Source organism: Clostridium manihotivorum (assembly GCF_004015185.1).
GTDB classification, from domain to species: Bacteria; Bacillota; Clostridia; order Clostridiales; family Clostridiaceae; genus Clostridium_AR; species Clostridium_AR manihotivorum.
In genome coordinates this window covers 4,195,162-4,220,996 of sequence record NZ_CP025746.1, presented here as the reverse complement: position 1 = coordinate 4,220,996, position 25,835 = coordinate 4,195,162, and the positions used below count along the sequence as shown (strand labels likewise).

General features: G+C 30.8%; 21 protein-coding genes and 2 pseudogenes. 19 read left to right on the top strand and 4 right to left on the bottom strand.

Annotated features, from left to right (window positions below):
• Nucleotides 1–34: 34 nt before the first annotated feature.
• The 4 genes and pseudogenes from C1I91_RS29145 to C1I91_RS29125 all read right to left on the bottom strand — a co-directional run bounded on the left by C1I91_RS29145 (nucleotide 35) and on the right by C1I91_RS29125 (nucleotide 2,631).
• Nucleotides 35–193 carry a hypothetical protein gene (locus C1I91_RS29145; RefSeq protein WP_238475839.1) on the bottom strand — a complete coding sequence of 53 codons (159 nt, stop codon included), beginning with the start codon at nucleotides 191–193 and terminating at the stop codon, nucleotides 35–37.
• A gap of 107 nt (nucleotides 194–300) precedes the next feature.
• Nucleotides 301–1,916 (bottom strand): annotated as a pseudogene (gene tnpC / locus C1I91_RS29840) (IS66 family transposase).
• 80 nt (nucleotides 1,917–1,996) lie between these two features.
• Nucleotides 1,997–2,368, bottom strand: a complete 372-nt coding sequence (gene tnpB, locus C1I91_RS19005) for an IS66 family insertion sequence element accessory protein TnpB (protein WP_128212954.1) — start codon at nucleotides 2,366–2,368, stop codon at nucleotides 1,997–1,999.
• On the bottom strand, nucleotides 2,365–2,631 hold the full coding sequence (locus C1I91_RS29125) for a hypothetical protein (protein WP_420808469.1): 267 nt from the start codon (nucleotides 2,629–2,631) through the stop codon (nucleotides 2,365–2,367). The genes tnpB and C1I91_RS29125 overlap by 4 nt, the downstream gene beginning before the upstream one ends.
• 183 nt (nucleotides 2,632–2,814) lie before the next feature.
• Between C1I91_RS29125 and C1I91_RS18995 the strand changes: the two genes are divergently transcribed.
• The 19 genes and pseudogenes from C1I91_RS18995 (at nucleotide 2,815) to C1I91_RS18905 (ending at nucleotide 25,823) form a co-directional block, all read left to right on the top strand.
• Nucleotides 2,815–2,967, top strand: coding sequence for a DUF1016 N-terminal domain-containing protein (locus tag C1I91_RS18995; RefSeq protein WP_128214287.1), 153 nt, complete (start codon nucleotides 2,815–2,817; stop codon nucleotides 2,965–2,967).
• Nucleotides 2,968–3,392: 425 nt separating this feature from the next.
• Nucleotides 3,393–4,448 carry an IS1096 element passenger TnpR family protein gene (locus tag C1I91_RS18990; protein WP_128214286.1) on the top strand — a complete coding sequence of 352 codons (1,056 nt, stop codon included), beginning with the start codon at nucleotides 3,393–3,395 and terminating at the stop codon, nucleotides 4,446–4,448.
• 659 nt (nucleotides 4,449–5,107) lie between these two features.
• Nucleotides 5,108–6,409 (top strand): annotated as a pseudogene (locus C1I91_RS18980) (IS110 family RNA-guided transposase).
• A gap of 431 nt (nucleotides 6,410–6,840) precedes the next feature.
• Entirely contained in the window at nucleotides 6,841–7,713 is an 873-nt protein-coding gene (locus C1I91_RS18975) for an Rpn family recombination-promoting nuclease/putative transposase (RefSeq protein ID WP_128214284.1), read from the top strand.
• Between the two features lie 200 nt (nucleotides 7,714–7,913).
• A complete protein-coding gene (locus tag C1I91_RS29440; protein WP_275051627.1) occupies nucleotides 7,914–8,039 on the top strand; it encodes a hypothetical protein in 126 nt (41 codons plus the stop codon).
• A gap of 286 nt (nucleotides 8,040–8,325) precedes the next feature.
• Nucleotides 8,326–9,378, top strand: a complete 1,053-nt coding sequence (locus tag C1I91_RS18970) for an IS1096 element passenger TnpR family protein (protein ID WP_128214283.1) — start codon at nucleotides 8,326–8,328, stop codon at nucleotides 9,376–9,378.
• 283 nt (nucleotides 9,379–9,661) lie between these two features.
• On the top strand, nucleotides 9,662–10,090 hold the full coding sequence (mntA, locus tag C1I91_RS18965) for a type VII toxin-antitoxin system MntA family adenylyltransferase antitoxin (RefSeq protein ID WP_128214282.1): 429 nt from the start codon (nucleotides 9,662–9,664) through the stop codon (nucleotides 10,088–10,090).
• Nucleotides 10,080–10,274, top strand: a complete 195-nt coding sequence (locus C1I91_RS29120) for a hypothetical protein (RefSeq protein ID WP_238475837.1) — start codon at nucleotides 10,080–10,082, stop codon at nucleotides 10,272–10,274. The genes mntA and C1I91_RS29120 overlap by 11 nt, the downstream gene beginning before the upstream one ends.
• Nucleotides 10,237–10,515 (top strand): type VII toxin-antitoxin system HepT family RNase toxin, encoded by a 279-nt coding sequence (hepT, locus tag C1I91_RS29115; protein WP_238475836.1) that lies wholly within the window; start codon nucleotides 10,237–10,239, stop codon nucleotides 10,513–10,515. Before C1I91_RS29120 ends, hepT begins: the two co-directional genes overlap by 38 nt.
• A 511-nt stretch (nucleotides 10,516–11,026) precedes the next feature.
• Nucleotides 11,027–11,170 carry a hypothetical protein gene (locus tag C1I91_RS18955; RefSeq protein ID WP_205694236.1) on the top strand — a complete coding sequence of 48 codons (144 nt, stop codon included), beginning with the start codon at nucleotides 11,027–11,029 and terminating at the stop codon, nucleotides 11,168–11,170.
• 131 nt (nucleotides 11,171–11,301) lie between these two features.
• Nucleotides 11,302–12,438 carry an IS4 family transposase gene (locus C1I91_RS18950; protein WP_128214281.1) on the top strand — a complete coding sequence of 379 codons (1,137 nt, stop codon included), beginning with the start codon at nucleotides 11,302–11,304 and terminating at the stop codon, nucleotides 12,436–12,438.
• A 146-nt stretch (nucleotides 12,439–12,584) separates the two neighbouring features.
• The gene (locus tag C1I91_RS28320) at nucleotides 12,585–13,496 is read left to right on the top strand and encodes a DnaD domain protein (RefSeq protein ID WP_164880588.1); all 912 of its coding nucleotides are present in this window, start codon (nucleotides 12,585–12,587) and stop codon (nucleotides 13,494–13,496) included.
• Nucleotides 13,497–13,587: 91 nt separating this feature from the next.
• A complete protein-coding gene (locus C1I91_RS18935; RefSeq protein ID WP_128214278.1) occupies nucleotides 13,588–14,292 on the top strand; it encodes an N-acetylmuramoyl-L-alanine amidase in 705 nt (234 codons plus the stop codon).
• A gap of 270 nt (nucleotides 14,293–14,562) precedes the next feature.
• Complete coding sequence (gene tnpC, locus C1I91_RS18930; RefSeq protein ID WP_128214277.1) at nucleotides 14,563–16,035, top strand: IS66 family transposase; 1,473 nt, start codon at nucleotides 14,563–14,565, stop codon at nucleotides 16,033–16,035.
• Nucleotides 16,036–16,543: 508 nt separating this feature from the next.
• The gene (locus C1I91_RS18925) at nucleotides 16,544–18,790 is read left to right on the top strand and encodes a DEAD/DEAH box helicase (RefSeq protein ID WP_238475835.1); all 2,247 of its coding nucleotides are present in this window, start codon (nucleotides 16,544–16,546) and stop codon (nucleotides 18,788–18,790) included.
• 546 nt (nucleotides 18,791–19,336) lie between these two features.
• Complete coding sequence (locus C1I91_RS18920; RefSeq protein WP_128214275.1) at nucleotides 19,337–23,827, top strand: AAA domain-containing protein; 4,491 nt, start codon at nucleotides 19,337–19,339, stop codon at nucleotides 23,825–23,827.
• 232 nt (nucleotides 23,828–24,059) lie between these two features.
• Complete coding sequence (locus C1I91_RS18915; RefSeq protein ID WP_128214274.1) at nucleotides 24,060–24,443, top strand: helix-turn-helix domain-containing protein; 384 nt, start codon at nucleotides 24,060–24,062, stop codon at nucleotides 24,441–24,443.
• 5 nt (nucleotides 24,444–24,448) lie between these two features.
• Nucleotides 24,449–25,249 (top strand): ImmA/IrrE family metallo-endopeptidase, encoded by an 801-nt coding sequence (locus C1I91_RS18910; protein ID WP_238475834.1) that lies wholly within the window; start codon nucleotides 24,449–24,451, stop codon nucleotides 25,247–25,249.
• 1 nt (nucleotide 25,250) lies between these two features.
• Nucleotides 25,251–25,823, top strand: a complete 573-nt coding sequence (locus C1I91_RS18905; protein WP_128214273.1) for a PIN domain-containing protein — start codon at nucleotides 25,251–25,253, stop codon at nucleotides 25,821–25,823.
• The last annotated feature ends 12 nt before the right edge of the window (nucleotides 25,824–25,835 follow it).

Sequence of the window (25,835 nt, the reverse complement as noted above, 5' to 3'; positions counted from 1 at the left end):
TATAAGCTTCACAAAAACTTGTGAAGCTTATATTTTAATAAAATCCTTCTTTTGCAATTTGCTTTATATAGTTATATTGTTTTCGAATAAGTTTCTTAAATTCCGAATCTGATAGGTCATCGAACAAGCATATGCCTTCTTCATAAAGGCATTCATAAATCAATTCTGCATAATCATCATCTTCTTTGTGCATTTTCTTGTATCTTTTTTCAAGTTCATATGGAAAATCAAGCGTATAAGCTATTTCATCAATTTTTTTCGTTTAGAAAATCCTTGGTCATAGTCATCATGAAATCTATATTAGGCTGACTCACTAGTTTTTTCCTCCTTTGGAGTAGTTTCTGTTGTAGTTGCTTTGCATTGAACTTGTACTTTCTCCGCCCATGGTAAATACTCTTCAAGTAAACATGGATTCGATGCAAAATTAATATTTGGTAACTGGCAAAAAATATAATGCAGATATTTATATGGATCTAAATTATTAGCTGCAGCTGTATTTATAATGCTAAATACAATTGCGGATGCTTCCGCCCCGGCTACCGAATCGGAAAACAATGAGTTTTTCCTTGTAATTGCTACAGGCTTTACAGCGATTTCTGATAAATTATTAGATAGGGGTATTCTTCCATCTAGCAAGAAGTTAGTAAAATATTTTTTTGTGATTCAGTGTATAATTTAAAGCCTTTCTCAACATATCTTGTGTTGTAAATGTTTTTTCTGCCCATGCAAAAAAGGCATCCAGTATAGGGACACTATAGATAAGTCTATTCTGTTTTCTTTCATCTGGAGATAGCTGTTTCCACTTTCTTTCTAGTTTAAAGAGTTTATCACAATAAGCCCTGCCGACCGCTCCGCCAGAGCTCGGAATCTCTTTTTCTAGAATCTAAAGGAATAGCTTCCAGATAGTATCTTCGTAGGTGACTAAAGCATAAGCATCTAGTAATTCCTTCAACCTTTTCATATCCAGCATATGCATCGGAGACATGATACCCTTTAAACTGCTCAAGAAATTTTTTGCATGTTCACCTGAACGACTTCTGGTATATTGGTATAAAATTACCGGTAAGCTTTCGCAGTTGCCACTTCTATGTATCCATATATATGAATTGCTAGATGCCTTCTTACCTTTCTCTTTGTTTACCTGCCAAGTAGTTTCATCACTCATAATAATACTGCACTTTAATAATTGTTCATGCATCTTTTCATATAGAGGTTTTAGCCAATATTCAGTGCTTCGTATTATCCAGTTTGCCATCATATCTCTTTTAAGCTCTGCACCCATTCTTCTAAAAGTCTTTTTCTTGGCGGTATAAAGGTACTGACATCATATACTTTTGATACATTATCCACGCTGTAATCGAAGGCGATGCTACGGAATGCGTAAGCACTGGAGCTGGCACAGGTGCACAATATATAGAATCATATGGATTAACGTCATTTTTTCCACATTCAGTACATTTATAAACGTATTGAACATAGTCTTTGATTATAAGCTTTGCTGGAATATATTCCATTTCGGATCTTACTTTTTTCTTACCAATAACTTTAAGATAACTTCCGCATATTTTGCACACTGCTTCTTCTTCATTAATAACGCATTCAACTATTTCATGTGGTAATGATTTAATCAATTTTTCTCTGTCGCCTTTTTTTCTCACAGGTCGTTTATGTTCTTTTATATTAATAACTTTGGCCTCATCTATAATAGGATCAATTATTTCATCCAGAAAAGAATATTGTCCTTCTATTTGAGGAGTTTTTTCACTTGATGCTCCAAAACGTTGTTTTGATGCATGTAAAACTGCTTGAGTGAGAAGTTCAACATCATGCTCTAGCATAGTTACCTTTTCCTGCAGCTTTCTATTTTCATTTTCAAGTTCTTTAATTCGTAACTCTTTGCTATCTAAAAACTGCATGATTCAAGGCTCCTTTCTGGTTAATTAACTACTTATATTATACCAGAAAAACGGCTATTTTACTAGCTTTTTAGCCATTTTTAGAAAATCATTCCTGCAGTATCAATACTTTCTCGATGTGCTTTTTTTTGATCAATTTGTAAACCATCTAGAAGCCATTCCATTTGTCGTTTTGTTATATCACGTACTTCTCCTTCTGTTTTAGGCCATTGAAATTTCATGTCATCACAAAGAAACTTTGTAACCAATATAAAGCCGTTTTTATCCCATCGAAGTGCCCTAAGACAGCTATGTCTTTTATTGCAAAATAAGAAAACACTTGTGCCAGAGTAAGGATTAAGATTAAATTTTAATGAAACCAATGCGGCAAGTCCGTTTTGTTGCTTGCGGAAGTCGGTGGCACCGAGTGCAAGATAGATGTGCTCCGCCCCATCGGCTATATGATTCATCATAAGTCTTGCAGAACCTTCATCAGTCCTGCTAAAGAATCTTGATTAAAGTTACTAGGAACAGTAACTTGTATATTTTTATAAAGTATCTGAAAATCATCAGATTTACTTGGGTTTGAATTTGTATTATCAGGTTTTGAAAGAATTGTTGTAACTTCAGTAAAGGTCGTCTCTTCAACAGGTTTTTCATTTCTCTTTATCAATAGGTGATTCCAGTAATTGTACTTATGTCTACTGATTCCATTCTTTTCGCACCACTCTTTGATTGTTAGACCGCTTTTATTTTTTTCATTTATTCTCTGCTCCCAGAGAGTATAATTTTCATTCTTAGATATAATATTAAAACCTCCAATCTGATTGCTTTAATAAAGCATATCAAATTAGAGGTCTATTTACATGACGGTATTTGTTCCATCGCTTACTAAAAAATAGGTGGATTTCAAATCAAAATGGAGAATCAAAAGTGGGAAAGTTCATATATTTATGAACTGGCTAAGTTTATAGCAGTAAACTATCCAGAAATTAAAGGGTTTAATAGACTCGGCATTTATAGAATGAAGCAAATTTACGAAGCTTATAAGAACAATATGAACAGTATCTAGCAGATGTATATGGTATGGAGTAATTGTAGGATTTACTGAAGGCGGTGTACCTTACGGAGCATTTATAAAAGATTTAGAGGTATATGGTGAAAATAAATTTAATGATACAAGAGAATTTGATGATGAAATACCATTCTAGAAAGAGAGCATTTAAGGAGGAATTTGAAGCTTCAAAATAGAGCGGAACGACCCGTGCATTTTTAGAGTAGTAAGAAGTACAAATCATGTTTTTGATGACTTCAGCAAAATTGATAAAAATGTGAAAAAGAAAGGATATGATTTAAATATTTATACTTGATGATAAAATCAAAGACTTTATTGATGATTTTGATAAGTTTACAGAATACCTAATCAGTAACGAAGTTACAGTAAGTAAAAAAAACAATTTTATTTCACCAAAATTTTTATTTGAAGTAAACGAACTAATGAGTGTAAAACGGGAGAATGTAACTGCTAAAAAAACTCAGCTTGCATATCCGTTCCTTCATTTACTTTATAATCTTATTATTAGTGGTAAACTTTTTAGAAGAGAGTTTATAAAAGGTGGAAAAGAAGTTTTAAAACCCACCGATAGATTTGAAGCATATAAAAGTTTTAATTCTGTTGAAAAGTACATAACTTTAATAGAAATTTTATGGGTGGATTGTGATTTTGAGAAGCTTAGATTTCAAAGCTATGATCATTTAAATCCATATTCTGTGGCAATGATGTTAAAATATATATTCAGTGATAAAGGAAAACAAGGCACGATTCCAACTCACTTAATGGAAATGTGTAGCAGTATATTACTATATTTTTCTTACCTTGGACTATTAGAGGTGGAAGTAGAAGAAGAAATGAAAAAAGGATATGAAAGTGAAAGAATGCTTTATCCAAGTGGAATCAAAATTAGTGACATTGGACTAAATATACTAAATATCTTAAATAAAAGCAGAGCATTAGATCAATGGAATATTTCATATAAAAAGGAAAATGGACAGTGGAAAATAGAGTTTAAGGAAGAGTTTTCAGAAGCTTTTAAAGGTATGTTTGAGGAGGCAGAACTAAAGAAAAGTTTACCTAGAAAAGGAAGTGAAGTTAAGCAAGGGATATATACCTTCAAGGTTTACATTGCTAAAAATATATGGGTAAAGATGCAACTTGATGGAAAGCATACATTGGATGATTTGCACGATTGCATACAGGATGCTTTTGATTTTGATAATGACCATATGTACTCCTTTTTTATGGATGGAAGACCTTGGTCTCATGATAAATTTACATGCCCTCAAGAAGATGAAGGGCCACATGCTGATGAAGTCAAGATAGAGGAACTAAGTTTAACTGATAAACAGACTTTTGTATATCTCTTTGATTATGGAGATGAATGGACTTTTCTCGTAGAGGTTTATAGCATTGAAGAAGCCGATTCAAGACTTCTTATACCACAAGTTATAGAAACTAAGGGAAAACCACCTAAGCAGTATGCTGATTTTGATTAAGAGGAAATGCCATTATTTTGTTTTAGGACTATTGGATTAAATCAAATATACGGATTTAAGAGAGCGAAAGCACTAATCTTGGGAGGATCAGTGCTTTTTCTCTTTGCTATCAATCTCTATATGTAAACCAAGAAATTTAATCTTGATTAGAAGCTTAGAAACAAAAAGATTATTCTTTAAAATTAATCTAATAATATAAAGAATATTAACACTTTTTATAATTAATCCTAGCATATCCAATACCACCCCCCTTGTATAATCTAGTTGTAACATTTGATAGAAAACTATTTATCTTTCTAACGAACATTACACTTCTTATTATTTTTAATATTCTTATTTATTACTTTGCCTACGCCCCGATAGGGATTATGCATTTCATATCTTAAATAGTTTTTTATTTAAATTCCAAAAGGAATCTAACCAAATTTAATATAGTTTAGTATAATACTCCTGAATAGAAGATAGATGTACCCCTCCTGGGAGGTCTTTTAGAACCTATACCCGTAAATTAGCGTATCGTTCCATCAGGTAGAATTCTATGTTTAGCTGGTTGGGTTTCCATTCTGGAATTACCCGTGTCACAAACAAGGTTATAAGCTATCTGATAGAGTGGAAGTTCTATTCTATCTCTAAAATTTAATTAAAAGGAGATATATACAATGTCTAAATTTTTTTATAGTCCTGTAGTAGGAATTGATGTTTCAGCTGATTTTTCATATGTTGCGATACTCGCTCCGAATGGTGATATCCATAAGAAACCCTTTAAGATAAAACATGACCTCAATGGTTTCGACCACTTAGTTAATGAAATAAAAAAAGTGGAAGAAGAGTTTAACATGAAAACGGCAATTTTCATGGAGTCCACTGGTGTGTACCACTTATCTCTTTTCCACTATCTTAATAATAATTTTGATAACACATTTGTTATCAATCCACTCGTTACTAAGTCTAACAAAATGGAGACATAAGAAAAGTGAAAAATGATAAAAAAGACTCTTTATCTATTGCAACAATAGGAAAATTTCAAAATATTAAGCTATCTCAAAAGCTTGATCTTGATGTTTTCCTTCTGAAAAATCTTGTAAGAGAATATTATAAACTTACAGATACTTGCTCTACTTTTAAGAAAAAATTATCTGCTGATTTAAGAGTTATTTTTCCCGGATATAATACTATATTTTCAAATTCTAACTCTAAAAGTTCACTTGAGCTTTTAAGTCAATATCCAACGCCACAATCAATTTTAGATGCACCTAAGGAAGATATAATTACAATTTTCCTTACCAACTCTAAAAAAAGGCATTGCATGGGCCGAAAATATATATTCTAAATTGACTAATGCTGCTAAAGAAGCTAAAATCATTGGCTTACCGTTAGACGGTTTAGCCGTCAAAATAGATAGTACTATAACTTTAATAAAGACTATTGAATCAGAAATAAATACTATATTAGAGCAAATTAATACGTTTATAAATTCTGAAACATTTCCTAATTCAATTAGAGATAATATTAACTTAATTGATTCAATTCCAGGTATAGGACGCTTAACAGCTATTACCTTAATAGCTGAAATAGGTGATATTGATGGCTTTCTTAAACCAAAACACCTTGTTGCTTTCTTTGGTATTGATAGTTCAGTTAATGAGTCAGGTAACTTTAAGGGCGATAATAAAAAAATTTCAAAAAGAGGAACTCGTTTCGGTCGAAGAGCATTATATGCTGTTGCATTAGCATCTATTCGTAACAATCGTAATGGAATTCCTATAAACAAAGTTCTATTAGACTATTATCAAATAAATATGAAAGGTAAAAAGCCTAAAATCGCCTTAATAGCTATAATGCATAAGATTATAAATTATATTTTTGCTGTTCTCCGAAATCAAACTCCGTTTGAGCAAAGAGATCCTAAAATACATAAACAAATGTTTTTAGAAAATAATTCTTTAAACAAGGTCGCTTAACTATATTCCAATTTTTGTAACCGTTCGTGTTTTAAAACGGTTTGTTTGCTATACCCTTTTTTTCGAAAAATATTTTTTTATAAATTTACTTGACTATTATTAGCTGGTCTAGCTATGATGAAATAATCCACCAATAGTCTAGGAGGAGAAAATGTTCAAAATCTCCGCAGCCATCCTACCTTCTGTATATATTTGACTCCCTATTGCTATGTATTAAATAAATGTTGTTATAGATTTCGGTAGATAAGTTTTATTTATGAAACTATTAAAGTTATGGCTGTTTATATGGTTATTATATTGAAAGTTGATCTAAAAATTCTATAGCCAATTAAACAGAACTTATAGATTTATTTGGTTCAAGAAAAGTAGGTTTATTAAATGTCATACGTGGTATATAATTAAAGTAAAAGGATTTACGGAGGTGCAATCTTATGCTTAAAGGACTATTAGACCCAAAGGTAGATTTTGTATTCAAAAACATATTTGGTTCAGACAAAAATCCAGAGATACTTATATCCTTCTTAAATGCGATCTTAAAGCCCAAGGATAAGATTACAGTAGTTGAGATAAAGGGAAATGACATAGAAAAGCAATTTATAGAAGATAAGTATTCTAGACTAGATATTAAAGCAACTACTAGCAATAAGGAAATAGTTAACATAGAAATACAGCTTAAAAATGAATATAATATGGTAAAAAGAAGTCTCTATTATCTAAGTAAGATGTATGAAGAGCAACTTACTGAAGGAGAAGACTACTCTAAGCTATGCAGGACCATATGTATAAATATTTTAAACTTCAAATATCTAAAAACAGAAAGCTTTCACACTGGCTATAGGCTAAAGGAAATAGAAACTAACGAAGAACTTACAGATATAATCGAAATGCATTTTATAGAGATTCCAAAGCTAAAAGATAATACCGATGAGAAGGATATGCTAGTAGCATGGACGGAATTCTTAAAAAATCCTGAGAGTGAAAAGGTAAGAACATTAGAACTCACAGTGGAAGAGATAAGGCATGCTAAAGATAAGCTCATAAAGATGAGTAACGACTCAGTGCAAAGAGAAATATATGAGATGAGAGCAAAAATACTAAAAGATAAGGTTAGTGCCCTTAATAAAGCTAAAGAGGAAGGTATACAGCAAGGGCTACAGCAAGGGCTACAGAAAGGCCTGGAGCAAGGTGAGAAAAATAAAGCTATATCAATCGCTAAAAATCTATTAGACGTTTTGGATGATGAAACTATATCATTAAAAACTGGCTTGCTAATAGAAGAGGTTGAAAAGCTTAGAAAAAATTAAATTAAAAGCCTAAAGTAAAATTGTTGATTCACTGCGTCATATTTATTTAGCGATTAAACCCTAATGGTGAGATCTAGAAGATATGTACAAAGGTAGATAATAGCCCTAGAGGTAGTGGAGAAATCCACTACCTCTCATTTTGCAGTTTAAATAGTAAGCTATTTTGTCTATAATAAATAATAACTAGGTATAAAAAATAGATGGTATGGAGTGCAGGATTTACTAAAGGCGGTGTACCTTACGGAGTATTTATAAAAGATTTAGAGGTATATGGTGAAAATAAATTTAATGATACAAGAGAATTCGATGATGAAATGCCATTCTAGAAAGAGAGCATTTAAGGAGGAATTTTAAGCTTCAAAATAGAGCGGAACAATCAGTGCATTGTTAAAGTAGTAAGAAGTACAAATCATGTTTTTGATGACTTCAGCAAAATTGATAAAAGTGTGAAAAAGAAGGGATATGATTTAAATATTTATACTTGATGATAAAATTAAAGACTTTATTGATGATTTTGATAAGTTTACAGAATACCTAATCAGTAACGAAGTTACAGTAAGTAAAAAAAATAATTTTATTTCACCGAAATTTTTATTTGAAGTAAACGAACTAATGAGTGTAAAACGCGAGAATGTAACTGCTAAAAAAGCTCAGCTGGCATACCCGTTCCTTCATTTACTTTATAACCTAATTATTAGTGGTAAACTTTTTAGAAGGGAGCTTATAAAAGGTGGAAAAGAAGTTTTAAAACCTACTGATAGATTTGAAGCATATAAAAGTTTTAATTCTGTTGAAAAGTACATAACCTTAATAGAAATTTTATGGGTGGATTGTGATTTTGAGAAGCTTAAATTTCAAAGATATGATTGTATGAGCGTGGACTCTGTGGTTATATTGTTAAAAAGCATTCTTACCCCGAAAAAAAAGCAACCTACTTTTCTAATTAATTTAATGGAAATTAATAGCACCATGTTATTATATTTTTCTTATTTTGGTTTGTTAGTTATGGAAGAAAAAGAAATGAAAAAAGAGTATGAGTATGAAACAATGCTGTATCCATTTGACATTAATATTAGACCTATTGGGTTAAAGATACTAAAAATCTTAAATACAAGTAGAGCGTTAGATCAATGGAATATTTCATATAAAAAGGAAAATGGACAGTGGGAAATAGAGTTTAAGGAAGAGTTTTCGGAGGCTTTTAAAGGTATGTTTGAGGAGGCAGAACTAAAGAAAAGTTTACCTAGAAAAGGAAGTGAAGTTAAGCAAGGGATATATACTTTCAAGGTTTACATTGCTAAAAATATATGGGTAAAGATGCAACTTGATGGAAAGCATACATTGGATGATTTGCACGATTGCATACAGGATGCTTTTGATTTTGATAATGACCATATGTACTCCTTTTTTATGGATGGAAGACCTTGGTCTCATGATAAATTTACATGCCCTCAAGAAGATGAAGGGCCACATGCTGATGAAGTCAAGATAGAGGAACTAAGTTTAACTGATAAACAGACTTTTGTATATCTCTTTGATTATGGAGATGAATGGACTTTTCTCGTAGAGGTTTATAGCATTGAAGAAGCCGATTCAAGACTTCTTAGACCACAAGTTATAGAAACTAAGGGAAAACCACCTAAGCAGTATGCTGATTTTGATTAAGAGGAAATGCCATTATTTTGTTTTAGGACTATTGGATTAAATCAAATATACGGATTTAAGAGAGTGAAGCACTAATCTTGGGAGGATGGGTGCTTTTTCTCTTTGCTATCAATTTCTATGTGCAAACCGAGAAATTTAATCTTGATGATTAATTTTAAAATAAAATTTTTAGCAACAATTGGGTAACTATATTTTAAGAAGTCTGGATATAGGGTATAATTAATGTAAGTAAAACATTTTTAGAATAAAAAACGCTATTATCCTTAGAAAGGAGTAGAATTTTATGATTAATATCGATGCAAAACTAGATGATTTAAAAGATTACTTTAAAAATAACGAGAATATTATAGCTGCATGGTTTATAGGATCTTATGGAACAGAAAAACAAACTGAAGACAGTGATATTTATATAGCATTGTTATTTGATAAGCAAATTGGAATCATGGATGAGATGGACATTTCCTCTAGAATCAGTGAAATCGTGGAGTTTGATAATATCGATACTATTAACCTACTTTCTGCGCCTATAACATTACAATTTAAAGTAATAGATGAAGGAAGAAGCCTTTATGAAAAAGATTATTATAAAGTCTGTGATTTTATGGAGGATATTTTTAATAGATATAGAGATGAGAAATATTATTTAGATAGATTTATGCAAGATTTTTATGAAAGTTATGGGGTTAGGAGTAAAAAAGTCAATGGAATTTGATAAGAATAAGATAGATCAAAAATTAGTGTTTATGAATACATGTTTAAATAAATTGAAAAAATTGAAATCATTTGATAAAGATGGATTTATAGATGATTTCACAAAAGTAGAGTGCAAAATATCTATTACAAGTAAGCATAGAAGCTATGCTAGACGTATCCAGTCATTTAATAGCAAGAAATAGATGGGGAAAGCCAAAGGATAATAAAGAACATTTTCAAATACTAGCTGACAATGGAATAATAGATGATAATGATGTATTAGTGTATTTTAATATGGCGAAATTTAGAAATAGAATAGTACATATGTATTTTAATATAAGTGATGAAATGATATATGATATTGTTCAGAATAACATTGTAGATTTTGAAAGATTTATATCAAGTATAGTAAATACATTGGGAAAGAGCACTGATGACTTATAAAAAATTAGATTAACTAATCTTAAGATTGCAAAATCAATCACTGGTTAAAAAAGCCAGTGATTTTTTTATGGGCAAAAAACTTACATCACCTAACTATGGTATATTATGTCTAATTTTGCTAAAATTGAATTAGCTATAGATAACAATTTTCAGATAAAGGCAGTGTATATAATTAAGTGTGTATTGATAACAATATTTTCAAAGCTCCAATAGAATTTTGATGGAGTGTAAAATAGTTGCTTTTGGAACAAGGGTTTAAGCAGTTATATGTTGTGGCAAATAGATATCTAAGTTATATTTAGTAATATATAGATAGTAAGTTTGTTAACTATCATCGTTAATTTAGATATAAATATAGATTTTATAAGAAGGTAATTCAGTTATTTAAACCTAGATGAGGAGGTTTTTGTTAAGAATATAAAACATCTGCAAAACTATATAAAATTTTGTAAAGAGAAGGGACTAAAACCAACTTTTCAGGGACTTGAGGATTTATATGGTCACAAAATAGATGAGAAAGAGAGGAATAGTTATGAAGTTTAGAGTTGTTTACACAGATTTTTGGAGAGATCCAGTGATAATGGAGGAGATGACGCCTGAGGATAGATATTTTTATTTATATCTTTTAACTCACTACCGTTTAATCTTTGATTAAACTTTCCATTGACAATTTTAATATGGTTATAAGTTGTCTAATTACCATAAATTTAGACGTGAAATAGCCAGTAACCTTTGATTTAATGTAATCACCAAAAAACAATAAACCCAAAGGAGGTTACTGGCTACGTGGTTGATTATATCAAATTATTCGATAAAATTATAGAGTTTATCAATTGGGATACACTGAAATATTCAGTATTTAAACTAAATACTGACAATAAAGTTTCTAAGTTTTTCACAAAAGAACATTTAAAATCAATGATTTACTATCATATACTCCAAAAAGATAATTTAAGGGATCTAAGTTCTGGTATTTGTATGTCTAAGAAATTGAAAACAATCATCGTAAGTGTTAGTTTGGGTACCTTATCACATCACAATAACAAAAGAAATTTTGAAGTGTTTTTACCAATTTTAACTGAACTTATTAATAAAGCTGTAAATATAGGCTCAGTAAACGAATCGTTAAAACGTTTCGGACCTGTCAAGCTAATAGATTCAACCACCATAAGCATGAGTTTAAATCTTTATCACTGGGCACTATTTAGATCTACTAAAGCAGGTGTAAAAATTCATACAAGGTTTGATTTAAATAATGGGCTTCCGGATGCATTTGTTGTAACAAATGCTGTCGAACACGACAAGACTACAATGGATTCCTTGATGGATACGAAGCACTGTATCTATGTATTTGACAAAGCATATAGTGATTATAAAAAATTTGACCAATATACAAGAGATGAAAAATACTTTGTAACTAGATTAAAGGATAATGCAGTAGTAACTGAAGTCAAAGACTTAAGGATAAGCCGTAGTGATAACAGACTTTTGGATTTAGGAACTCAAATATTATGCGACAAGGTAGTAAAGTTAGGATCTCTATACACTTATCAGACCAAAGAGACTTATCGCCTTATAAAAATCTTAGACAAAACTGGTAAAGAGTTAACATTCATAACAAACATTGATGAACTCTTTAGTGAAGAAATAGCCTGGCTTTATAAAAAACGCTGGGAAATAGAAATTTTCTTCAAGTGGATAAAGCAAAATCTAAAATTTAAAACCTTTATAGGTCGCTCACTTAATGCAATAATGATTCAGATAATTACTGGAATTATGACTTTTGCTATATTTAAGATTATAGAGAAATTAGTTGAAATAAAAATTTCACTAATTAATATTAAGAGAGCTATAAAAAAAAATTTCTTTGAAATTTACGAAGCAAGCAAATTTAAATGGTCTGATATTTTTAATAGCTCCTAAATATGAAACTAAAATATAGTTTTTTTTAAAATTTACATTGAAAAATTCTGAGCCTACGTATGTTTTTACTGGAATTATATTCCTGACTATCGAATAAGACCTTTTTTAAAAAGTCAATGGAAATATTACTTAATGATTAAACAAAAGTGCTTTTAACTAATCCGAGCACCACAAGTACAGGAATTTACACCATAAGTAGAAAGCAGATTGCCTTAGATCTTGGATATAGTGTTGAGACCGTAGATGTTTTTATGGATAGATATATAAATCATCACAAAATTATAAAATATAATACTGAAACCAGGGAGTTAGCACTAAAGAACTGGGGAAAATACAATTTGGGAAGAGGGGGCAAGCCTGTAATGGATTGCCTAACCAAAGAACTAAGTATGGTAAAGGATAAAAGTCTTATTCAGTATATAGCTGAGAATATTAAAAGCGAACCAATACAAAAGCTTTATAAGAGTTTTTTTGAGGACAATACTGCCTCTGAACGAATCGTACCACCAGAAGGGGACAATAAGAATAAAGATAAAGAAAAAGAAATAGATAAACAAGAAGAAATAAAGAGAGATATAAATAAAGATATAAATAAAGATATAAATACAGACATAGAAGATAGCACAAAAGTTAATATTAATAAATCTAACAAAAAGTCTTTTGATAAAGAAGGAGAAACTCTATCTGCTAGCGATAACAATAATTTTTCAGAATACCTTGATGAAGCTGCATTAACTCTCTCAAACTACTATAAGACAGTTACTGGTAGCATGGAAGGTCTTGACTTTAACCAGTTAAAGCTTTTGATTAATAAACATAAAGCTATCAACGTAAAGCATGCTATAGAAAAGTCCTTAGCTTCGAAAAAGTGTTCACTAAGCTACATTAGCGGCATATTAAGAAACTGGGAGAAAGAAGGCTATCCAAGTGATGAAGAAAAATTAAAGGAACCAAAGGTGCCAAATCAAGCTGGAAAGCTTTTAAAGTTTGGAGACTATCCTCAAAGACAATATGACTATGATGAACTTGAAGAAAAGCTACTGGGCTGGTACTCATAAAATTAAATTTTGATAATTTTTTTAAAAATTTCTTCGGAGAAACTGTTTTGGTGATTCTTCAAGCATATATACAAGTTGGAGGTGGTAATAAATGAGTAAAATAAACACAATAGCAATCGACATTGGTCACAATGTAAGCTTTGACGGAGGAGCAGTAGGTTTAAGGACGGAGGATTCACTAAACCTTGAGGTAGGAAGGCAGCTCACTTACAAACTAAGAGCTACTGGACTTAAGGTTATAGAATGTTTGCCACAAAGTGCAAATAGCCTTATTGATTCACTAAGCAAAAGGGTACAAGCAGCTAATGATGGACATGCCGACTTTTTTGTATCAATTCACCATAACTATTTTGAAGGGGCTCATGGAACGGAGATTTTATGTTTAACTGGAGGGAGAGCAGAGGAAGTTGCAAAGATAATATTGCCTGAGATAACTAGCCTTGGCTTTACTAATCGCGGAGTTAAGGATCGGAGAGAACTTTATGTTCTAAAGAACACCAATATGTCAGCAATACTGATAGAATGCGCTTTTTGTGACAGCCCTATTGACATGAATAACTATAGTCCAGAGAAGATGGCAGAGGCCATATTTAAAGGGATCAGTAAAGCCTTTGAGATTAATGGACCAGTGAATAATACATCAAGTGATCAGACTAACTATTACACTGTGGTAAAGGGAGACACTTTGTACTCTATAGCTAAGAGATATGGGACTACAGTTCAGAGATTGGTTGAGGTTAATAATATTAGTGATGCGGATGTTATTAGGGTTGGGGAGAGGATGGTGGTTAGATAGCAATTTGTCAAAGAAATTATGATGAAAATATGCACATTTGTGTAGTACTTCTAGCAGCACATTGTTCATGAAACTAGTATTTTAACACAATGAAAATTATGGATAAGGAGTAAAATAAGGTATATAATTAAATTGCAGTAACTATTCAGCTATTCAAATAATTTGATAAATATTATAAAATTAATTTTCGTAAAACCATTTCTATTATCTTTAGTTTTTGATATTATATAGCATGTCTTGAAAAAAACTAATGATAAGGCGGTGATGTCCATGAGCGAAGGAAAAATAATTGAAATATATAATCAAGGATTAACTCAAGTCATGAGTGTTATTAGAGAACTTACTAACGAAATCAAAAGTTTGAATTCTCAAATAGAGACACTATCAAAAGATAATAAATCTCTTTCAAATCGTGTTAAGTCACTAGAAAACCAGACTAATAAAAATAGTAATAACAGCAGTAAGCCACCATCATCTGATGGTTTTAAAAAGAAAACTAAAAGCTTAAGAGTAAAGACCGATAAAAATCCTGGTGGTCAAGAAGGTCATGAAGGAAAGACTCTTGAACTTAGTGATAATCCTGACGAAATAATCACACACAGTGTAGATACGTGTGATATATGCGGAACATCCTTACAGGATGTAAAAGCGGAAAGAAATATTATTCGTCAAGTAGTTGATATCCCAGATATAAAAGTTAAAGTTGTTGAACATAGAGCAGAAATTAAAAAGTGCCCAAGATGTAGAAGAAAAAACACCGGTAAATTCCCAGAGGGAATAACAAATACAGTACAATATGGAGAAAAGATAAAGGCTGTATCTGTTTATTTAACTCAATACCAATTGATTCCGTATAAACGTGGTGCAGAGTTAATCTCAGATTTATTTGATATAAATTTAAGTCAAGGATCAATGGTTAATTTTAATGATTATTGCCATGAAAATTTGAAATCTATTGAAGAAAATATAAAAGCATCATTAATTAATTCTAAAGGTGCTGTACATTTTGATGAAACAGGAGTGGCTATAGATAAAAAGCGCAAATGGCTACATGTTGCTTCAAATGATAAGTACACATATTATGAAGCTCATGAAAAGCGTGGTAAAGAAGCTGTTGACTCTATAGGCATTTTACCCAATTTCATCGGAACAGCAGTCCATGACTGCTGGAAAACATATCTTCAATACACAGATTGCGATCACTCTCTGTGTAACGCCCATATTCTCAGAGAACTAAATGGTATCTCTGAGCTAGAAAAACAATCATGGGCTGAACCAATGAAAAATCTACTAACTGAGATAAAGAAAGAAGTAGATTTAAATTGGAACATTGCTAATGCTTTAACCTTAGATAAAATAGAAGCCTTCGAAGAAAGATATACTCAAATCTTAAATGATGGCTTCAAAGAAGATTATATTGCTAATAGTGAGTCTTACGCTAAAAAGAAAGCAAAGAAAAGTACTAGCCTTAACTTATTAAATAGATTAAGTACTTATAGAGAACAGATACTTGCTTTCATGTATGACTTTGATATACCTTTTGACAATAATCTAGCAGAACGAGATCTGCGAATGGCTAAGGTTAAACAAAAAATCTCTGGAACCTTTAGAAGTGGTAGTGGCGCTAAATCATTTGCTTGTATTCGTGGATATGTATCCACGGTGCGAAAGCAAGGGATGAATGCACTTAAGTGTATAAAATCTACATTTACAGAAAATCCAGTTGATCCGACCTTAGCTTAGCTAAGATTATTTAAGGGGTATTAAGAATTTTGATACCCCTATTTGTCATATCTAAAATTTTATCAAAAATAAAATTATATACTATAGCTGAATAGTTACAAATTGCATTGGTTATTACTGATGCAATTTTTATATAATACGCTATTAAAGTACTGTGTTGAAAATAAATGGTTAGTCATCCAACGCTTTAATGAGCTTACGCAAAGAATTAATATGATTTTGTCATATTCCATGGCTAAAACTGTAAACTCACTACGTTCGGACATTACAGTTTATTAACGCCATTTCATCTGAAAAAATCATTTAATTCTAATAGCTCGCTCATAGAGCGTCTCCTGTATAACCATTTATTTTCAACAATATTCTTAATCATAGTCTTATATAAAAGCTTATAGATATTATACAATCAATTAGATGATAGAGATTAGGTACAATTTTGCAATCCAGAGAATTTAGCAATAAAAACATATAGTTATTAAGAAATGCAAAGGATCTTATGGTGGATGAGATGAGTATAGAAAGCAAAGGAATAAAACTAGCCAGTGGAGCTGAAGATAAATTTATAGAACTTTTCTCAGAGGTCTTTGGACCTGAAAAGACTAATAATCTCGCAATACAGTATGGGATAGAGGATATCTATGGAAGAAGTAGATATATTGATTTTGCCATAGTTACTGATAATGAAAAAGTGGCAATAGAAATTGATGGGGAAGGTGTTCATGAGCCAGGGAAAATAAGTCATGAGAAGTATTATGATGATTTATTAAAGCAAAACAGCATTATATATAAGAACTGGAAGCTTTATAGGTGGACTGATGGGCAGATGAAGAAATATCCTGATAAAGTTAAGGATGAGATGGTTACTTTTCTAGGTGATCTGATGGAGCAAAATATTTCAGAATATTTGCCTAGTCAGAAAGGAAGCACATTAGAGCTTAGAGAGCATCAAGAAGAAGCTCTTGAAAGTCTCAAAAATCTAAGAGCAGCTGGGGATACCATTGCTTTACTTTATCATGCCACTGGAACAGGTAAAACTGTAACTGCTGTTGAGGATGCAAAATCTATTGGTAAGAGAACTTTATTTATTGCCCATACAAAAGAGCTTATTACACAGGCAAATGAAAAGTTTAAAGAGCTTTGGAGTGATGCTAGCTGTGGTATTTACATGGGAGACATAAAAGAAAAGGAAGCTCATGTGGTTTGTGCATCTATTCAGAGTATCAGTCAGAACTTAAAGGATTTTAACGCTGAAGATTTTGACTATATTATTATAGATGAAGCACATCATGGTACAGCTGCAAGCTATAAAGATATATTATCTTACTTTAAGCCAAGCTTTACCTTAGGTCTTACTGCAACTCCAGAGCGAACTGATGGAGAGGACTTACTTGAAATATTTAAAAATGTAGCTCATAAGCTTGATATAAAGACCGCAGTTGAAAAAGGAATACTTGCGGAAATCAGATGTATAAGAATAAAAACAAATATAGATATTTCTGATGTTAGAATAAGAGGAATTAAGTACGATTCTAAGGATTTAGAAAGTAAACTATTTGTTCCAGAAAGAAATAATGTAATTGTAGATACTTATATAAATTATGTTAAGGACAAGAGAACAGTGGTATTTTGTGCATCAGTAAATAATGCAGAAGATATTGCAGAACTTTTTAGAAAAAAAGGCATTAGAGCAGAGGCAGTTTCTGGTGGAATGAAGCAATCCAAAAGAGAGAAAGTTTTGAAAGATTATGAAGCTGGAGAAGTTAAAGTGCTTTGTGCTTGTGATCTATTAAATGAAGGTTGGGACAGTCCAAGAACAGAAGTACTTTTCATGGCTAGGCCAACTATGTCAAAAGTAATATATATGCAGCAGCTTGGAAGAGGTACAAGAAAGGCTGAAGGCAAGGATTACCTATTAGTATTTGACTTTATAGATAACGCTAACCTCTTTAATATGCCATTATCAGCCCATAGAATGTTTAACTTAGCTGACTATATTCCTGGAGGATTAGTTCTAGGTAATGGCAACAAGAAAAGAATAGAAGATGATGTACTTAGAAGAGGTGAAAAGCCAGTAGAGCTTATTGATCTTCCTGTAGATGTGTTAGATTATGAACATATAGATTTATTTAATTGGAATATAGAAGCACAAAACATGATATCTCAGATGGAGTTTGTTAGAAGAGTTGATGTACAGTCTGAAACTATAGCAAGGTACATAAGAGAAGGAAAAATAGTTGCTGATCTTGAAGTCCCATGTGGAAATACAAGCTTCAAATACTTTAAAGAAGAAACATTGATAAAGTATGCCCAAGAGTTTAACTGGGATATAATCAATGACTCAAACATAAAGGAAAAATTCATAGACTTTGTTGAAAAGATGGATATGTCTTACTCATATAAACCAGTATTACTTATGGCTATGTTAGAACAATGTGATGATAATGGAAAAGTTCTAGTAGAAGATGTAGTTGATTACTTTATAGATTATTATGAAGATAGAAAATGTAGAGGTCTTCAAGCTGAAAAGAAGAAATCACTATATAACGATGAAGTTATAGATAGGAAAAAAGCAAAGGCAAATATATTTTCAAATCCTTTTAAACGATTTGAGGATATGAGATTTTTAGAAAAGTGCAAGGATATTGAGTATATTCAGTTTAATAAGAAGATATGGAAGAAGCTTAGTGGGGAAGAAAAGAAGTGGATTTATAGGAGATGTGAAGAGAGGATTGGGGAGTATTTTGGGGAGATATAGAATGTAGAAATAGACTCAGAAATGAAATGTGTAAAATAAATGATTTTTGGCATATTGCTTTAAGCTAATATAGTCCAAATGTATAAGTAATTATAAATTTATAACGATAATAAGCGTCTGATGAGCATGAAATAATTTAATTCATGTGCATCAGATATTTTTTCGCCATTAACATCAAAATTTATACTAACTTTAAATATAGAATTAAACAAAATTCTTTACAAAGTGGTACCTAATTATATATATGTTTGAATGTAATAATCCATAAAATTAAACAACTGAAAATAAAACCAGAATGGAATACAAAGCGGTTTCCAGGCTATTGTTAATATTTACTATAATTTCAAAGTGAATCATTTATTGTAATATTAAAATTTAGATGTTAAATTTAATAGTGGAATAAAAAAGAAATTCGATATACAGGGGAATTTAATAATATAGAAACTATATATCAATAATAAATTTGTTCTAAAATGAATATTTTTATTATAAGTTTACTTATTAATAAGAAAATAACAACTATTAAAAAGGCTTGGTGATACTAGAATGGATCAAAATTCAAGAGAGAAAGCTATAAGGCTATTTAATTTTTTAAAGCAATACAATAATATTAAAAATCCAATAATTACTGATATATCAAATCAAGTTTGGAAAAAGTGGATGGATGATTTGCCTAAACATGAAACTTTAGTAAATAATATTCATTCTATACAAGATGAAGAAGATAGCGAAATATTAAGAGTAAGAAGACCAGTGTTAAAGGAATGTCCTAGTTTACCAAATGAACTTGAGTCGTGGGTAGAAACAGGTTGGGAGAATATCGATAATGATGTTAAAGTTAAAGCAGAAATAGAAGTTGAAAATGAATCTATTGCAGAAGATGGAAGTACGGAAACTACATATACAATTGAAAAATTTGAAGAAGATAATGATAGAGTAAACATATTAGGTCAATGGAAGAAAAAAAGAGATAATTGGATTCAAGAAGAAAAGCCAGCAAGGGCTGTAGATGAATTGTTTAATGTATTTTATGAGCTGTATTCTAGAATTAAAAAGGAATCAGAATCTATAGAGCTAATTTTAGGTGATGGTATGCTACTGTATAAAAATAGTGGGATTATAGATCACCCAGTACTATTACAATCAGTGAATTTAGAGTTTGATGCTAACATTCCTGAATTTACATTGACTCAGTCTGACAAAGGAATTGAAATTTACAGAAGTTTATTTTATATGATAGATGGTTTAAATGATGAATTACTAAAAGGAATATATAATGATTTTGAAGAAAATATTTATTCACCAATTGAAGTTGAGAATACTACATCATTTTTAAACAGATTAGCTAATGCACTATCATCGAAGGGGAAGTTTGTAAAATCAAAGGATGAAATTACTAGAGTTTCGGATAATCCTCAGGTTTATAGAAGACCAGTATTGTTTTTGAGAAAGAGAAATTTAGGATTTGGTGTTGCTATTGATAGCATAATCGAAGACATAAATAGTGTAGAAAATATTCCTTCATTTTTAAAAGAGGTAGTGGGATGCACTGAAGAGAATGTTTTAACAGAAAAAAGTTCAAACAATGTATTGAATTTAAATCCTAATGGAATAGATGATGAGGTTCTATTAACTAAGCCAGCAAACTCTGAACAATTAGCAGTAGCAAAATATCTTGAAAGCAAAGGCGCAGTACTTGTACAGGGGCCTCCTGGTACTGGAAAAACACATACAATAGCCAATATGATCGGTCATTTATTATCTCAAGGAAAGAGTATACTAGTTACAAGTTACAGTGAAAAAGCTCTTTCTGTATTAAAGGAAAAGGTGGTTAGCGATTTAAGATCACTATGCTTGAGTTTATTGTCAACAACAGAGAGCAGAGCTGAAATGGAAAAAACATTAGATAAGATAAATGAGAATAGATCCAGATTAAATCCTGTTACTTTAGATGAACAAGTTAAATCTTTGGAAAGCGCAAGAAAAGAACAGATAAAAAAGTTAAATGAATTGAAGATGAAGTTAAAGAATGCAAGATTAAATGAATATAGGTCAATAGTCATTGATGGAAATGAATACAAACCATTAGAAGCTTCTAAGTTTATTAGTAAAAATAAAGATGAATATTCGTGGATTCCGGTTCCTATAAAATTAGGAGTAAATCCTTCATTAACTGAAGCTGAAATAATAGAATTATATCAGACAAATAAAGCTATATCTTTAGATGAAGAAAAAGAATATTCATATAGACTTCCCGAATTAGATGAATTGGTAACACCTATTGACTTCCATAATCTAATTGTTAATAAAAATAAGTTTTCAGAGAAAGAGTTAGAAAAATATAAAGAGTATTGGAACAATAACAATACTAAATATACAATCGAGGATTTAAGGACCATAATATCCGATATCAAGAAATCTTTAGAACTTTTAAATATAGATAACGAATGGACTTTAGCTACTATTGAGGCGTCTAGAGAAGAAGTTACTAAACAAAATTGGATTAATCTTGTGAGTGAGATAAATAGAGTTTATATGATGAGCCTTAACTTATCAGAAGAAATTCTAAAGTATAATCCACAGTTTGATAATGTTGATGGAAAAGTAGACGTGAAAAATCAATTAGAAGCTATAATTGAAAAATTAGAAGCTGGGGGGAAGATAACTAGGCTGAATTTAATACTGAACTCAGATATGAAAGCAGTAATTAATTCTTGCAAAGTTAATGGAAATACTCCAAAGCATGTTAATGAATATAAAGCATTATTAAAATATTATGAGCTATCCCAAGAAAAGAATAAATTGGCAAATAGGTGGGATAGACAAATAGCACCTTTAGGCGCGGATGACACTAATAAAATGGGTGAAGCCTTTGAAATGGTTTGTAAAAAATATTGTGCTAGAATTGAAGAAAATCTGCTGTGGTATGAAAAGTACTGGGATCCTACAATTAAAAAATTGAACTCATTGGGGATAAGATTAGATTTAATTGATAATAATGTAGACTTATCTAGTGATAGATATAGTACATTAAAAAATATTAAGAGCAAACTTGGAGTGAAACTTTTAGATGTAATTGAGTCTGAGATATTAAGACAGGAATATAGTAAGTTCCTTAAGCAAAAAGAATCAATTTCAAACGTAATAAATAACTATACAGCTTCACAGAATAGTGGAATTATTGGTGGATTAAGAGATGCATTGCTTGAAGAGAATGTGGACATGTATAAAGAATATTATGAAGCTTTAGTAAATCTAAAGAGCTTATCAAAGCAAATGGATAGAAGAAGATATTTACTTGATAAACTAAGCGAAAATGCTCTAGCTTGGGCTAAAGAAATTGAAATGAGAAATGACATACACGGAGAAGGTAAGCCACCAACAAGAATAAAAGATGCATGGTTATTTGCTCAATTTAGTGAAGAATTAAAAGAACGAAATTCACAATCCATTGAAGCTATTCAAAATGAAATAATTCAAATTGAAGAAGTTTTAAAGGAAAATACTTTGGATTTGGCTTTTAAAAAAGCATGGAGTGCTAAACTTAAGGAGTTTGAAAATAATAACGGCCAAGTTAGAGCTATTGAAGGCTGGAGGCAGTTAATTAGAAAAATAGGAAGCGGTAAGGGAAAAAGAGCAGAGATGTATAAAGCAGAGGCTAGAAAATTAATGCCAAGTTGCAAAAGTGCAGTTCCAGTTTGGATAATGCCACTAAGTAAAGTAGTGGAGAACTTTAATCCAAGTGAAAACAAATTTGATGTAGTAATTGTTGATGAAGCTAGCCAAGCAGATGTTATGGGGTTAGTGGCACTTTATTTAGGAAAACAAATAATAGTTGTTGGAGATAATGAACAAGTCAGTCCATTATCAATTGGAGAAAAAACTGAGGACGTTGATAGATTAATTAGAGAATATTTATATGACATTCCTAATGATAAATTATATTCAGGCAAATTTTCTATCTATGACTTGGCACAAGCGTCAGGATATCAGCCAGTAAGACTAAAGGAACATTTTAGATGTGTACCTGAAATAATCCAGTATTCAAATATTTTATCATATAATAGTCAAATTAAACCATTAAGAGATGCCAGTGAGGTAACTACTAAACCTCCTACAGTAATTTATAGAGTTGAAGGTGCTAAAAGTGTAAGTAAAACAAATGAAAATGAAGTAGAGGCTATTGTATCCTTGATATTAGCTTGCTGTGAAAATGAAGAATATAAAGGGAAGACCTTTGGTGTTATTACTTTAAGAGGAGATAAACAAGCCGTTTTAATAGATAGGTTGTTACAAAAGAAGATGGATCCAATGGAATACAGAAAGAGGGAAATCCTATGTGGAAATCCTGCTAATTTCCAAGGAGATGAAAGGGATATTATTTTTCTAAGTATGGTAGATACAAATGAAGGAGAAGGTCCACTTAGATTGAATGGGTATGGAAATGATGACTTATACAAGAAGAGATACAATGTTGCAGTAAGTCGTGCCAGAGACCAGATATGGTTAGTACACTCACTTGATTCTGAAAATGATCTTAAACCAGGTGATATAAGAAAAGAATTGCTTGATTATTTCAAAAATCCTTATTCAAAGGATATTGAGTATAGTAACTTAGTGAAAGAGGCTGAATCCGAATTCGAAAAAGAAGTGATGAGATGCTTAATAGATAAAGGATATAAGATTGTGCCACAATGGAAAGTAGGTTCTTACAGGATTGACATGGTTGCAGTTTATAATGATAAGAAAATTGCAATAGAATGTGATGGAGAAAAGTGGCATGGAGAAGATAAGTTAGAAGAAGATATGATTAGACAATCTATTCTTGAAAGATTAGGATGGAGATTTATTAGGATAAGAGGAAGCGAATTTTATTCAGATAAATCAAAAGCAATAAATGTTGTCTATGATAAGCTTGAAAACATGGGGATTTATCCAAACAATTCTGAGGTAGCATTAGAGGATGAAAGACAAGATACATTATTAGATAGAATTAAAGCTTCTGCACAGTTAATAAGAAGTGATTGGCAAAATTAGTTATGTTCAATAAGAGATAAGGAGTCTGCTTTTTTGTAGGCTCCTTTTGCTATAAATGTAGTCATTAATAAAGTTTAGTTTAAAATACATGAATTATTATTTAAATCTTATAAATATATATTAATATGTATAATTAATGTGTGAAATGATTACAATTATAGATAGTGAGTTGAGTTTTTTATGAATTTGGTGTAATATAATATTACAATGCCAGGTTAGAGGAGGGAATATTATGTTAACTAGTGAGATTATTGGAGGAAGAATTAAAGATTCTAGAGAAGAAAAGAAGATAAGCCAACAGTTAATGGTAGATAAACTAAAAGATATAGGTATATCAATGAGTAGAGAAACTTTAAGTAAAATAGAAAATGGCAATAGAACCGTTTCAGCTGTTGAACTTAAAGCTATTTGTCTAGTATTAAGTGTAGATATAGATATTTTATTAGAAGATAATGAAGATGATAGTTTGGTTACTTTATTTAGGCAGAGAAATAGCAATGAAGATACAATTAAAGGTGTTGAAACAATACAAGATATGATTATGAGTTTCATGAACCAAAAGAAAATTATGAATGCTAATAATGAGACTAAGGTAGAGCCTTTATGGAGGAGTTAAAATAAATGAGTTTGAGTAAAAAAGACTTGAGATTACCAGAAGAATCACTAAGGCTAAAAGTTAAAGAATTAGCAGAAGAAGTAAGATTTAAGTTCTCTAAAAAAGGAATTGTAGATGTTTTTGATATATTAGAAGATATAGCTTTCTTTATAAGGAAGCCTTTAGATACCTATGAAATATCAGGTTTTACTACATTTTTCAATAATGAATTTGTAGTTTTTTTAAATAGTTGTTTTACTTTAGGACATGAGAGGTTTACCGCAGCTCATGAACTTTATCATATACTTTACAACGGTGATTTATTAAGAAAAGAAAAACTTCTTATGAATAACAGTGTATATGCTCATGAAGACGAAAAAGCAAATACTTTTGCATCAGAGTTTCTAATGCCAGAAGATTATGTAAAAGAATTGTTTTATAAGCTAGTTAATGCTCCTAAAGATAAGATAGAAGCAAGACATATAGTAAGATTGAATAGCACACTTAAAGTAAGCTATAAAGCGATGTTAAAAAGATTAGTACAATTGGATTTATGTGATATTGACCTTTATGAAAACTTAGCTGAGTATGGAACTTTAGAGAAGAAGGAAGAGTTAAGAGAAATAACTAAAACAGAAGGATATGATATTTCACTAATAGTGTCAACCAATATATCATATGTATCGAAAGAATATCTAGAAATAGCAAAACAAAATTATGAAAAAGGAAAGATATCATATGGCAAAATAGGACAGCTTTTAGAGTTTATAAATGAAACTCCAGAAAAGTACGGTTATTCTGAGCCAGATGATGATGAGATAGTATAAAATGAAAAAATACACAGCAGCTATTTCTGATACAGACATTCTTATAAATTTAGCGAAGGTTAATAGATTAGATCTACTTAGCTTACTGTTCTCAAAGATAATAATACCTTTTTTTGTCTATGATTATGAATTAAGAAAAAAGACTGGAATTTATTTTCCTTTAATTGAAGCTGAAATCAAAAAAGAAGGTAGTATATTTGAAATAGTAAATAGAGAAGATGATGCAATTGTAAATAAACTTGCTATTCCAGTTATATTGAAAAAGAAAGATAAAATAGGACCTGGAGAAAGTGAATGTGCTGGATATGCATCAGCTCTTGGAGTACCTATAATAATTTCTGATAATAAAAATGAGTTCTTTGAGTTGTTAGAATATATAACATTAACTCATAACAACATAATAAGTTTATGTATATACTTTGAACTTATAAGTGCGATAGAAGGTGAAGAAGTATTTAACAGTATAAATTCTCTACTTTCTAGGCCGACTAGATTAACTTTTGACCAAGTATATACAAAATCATTTGAACGGTTTAGAAAAAGTGGATGGAATGAGTATTTGGGAATTGAGTAAGTTTAAATGGGG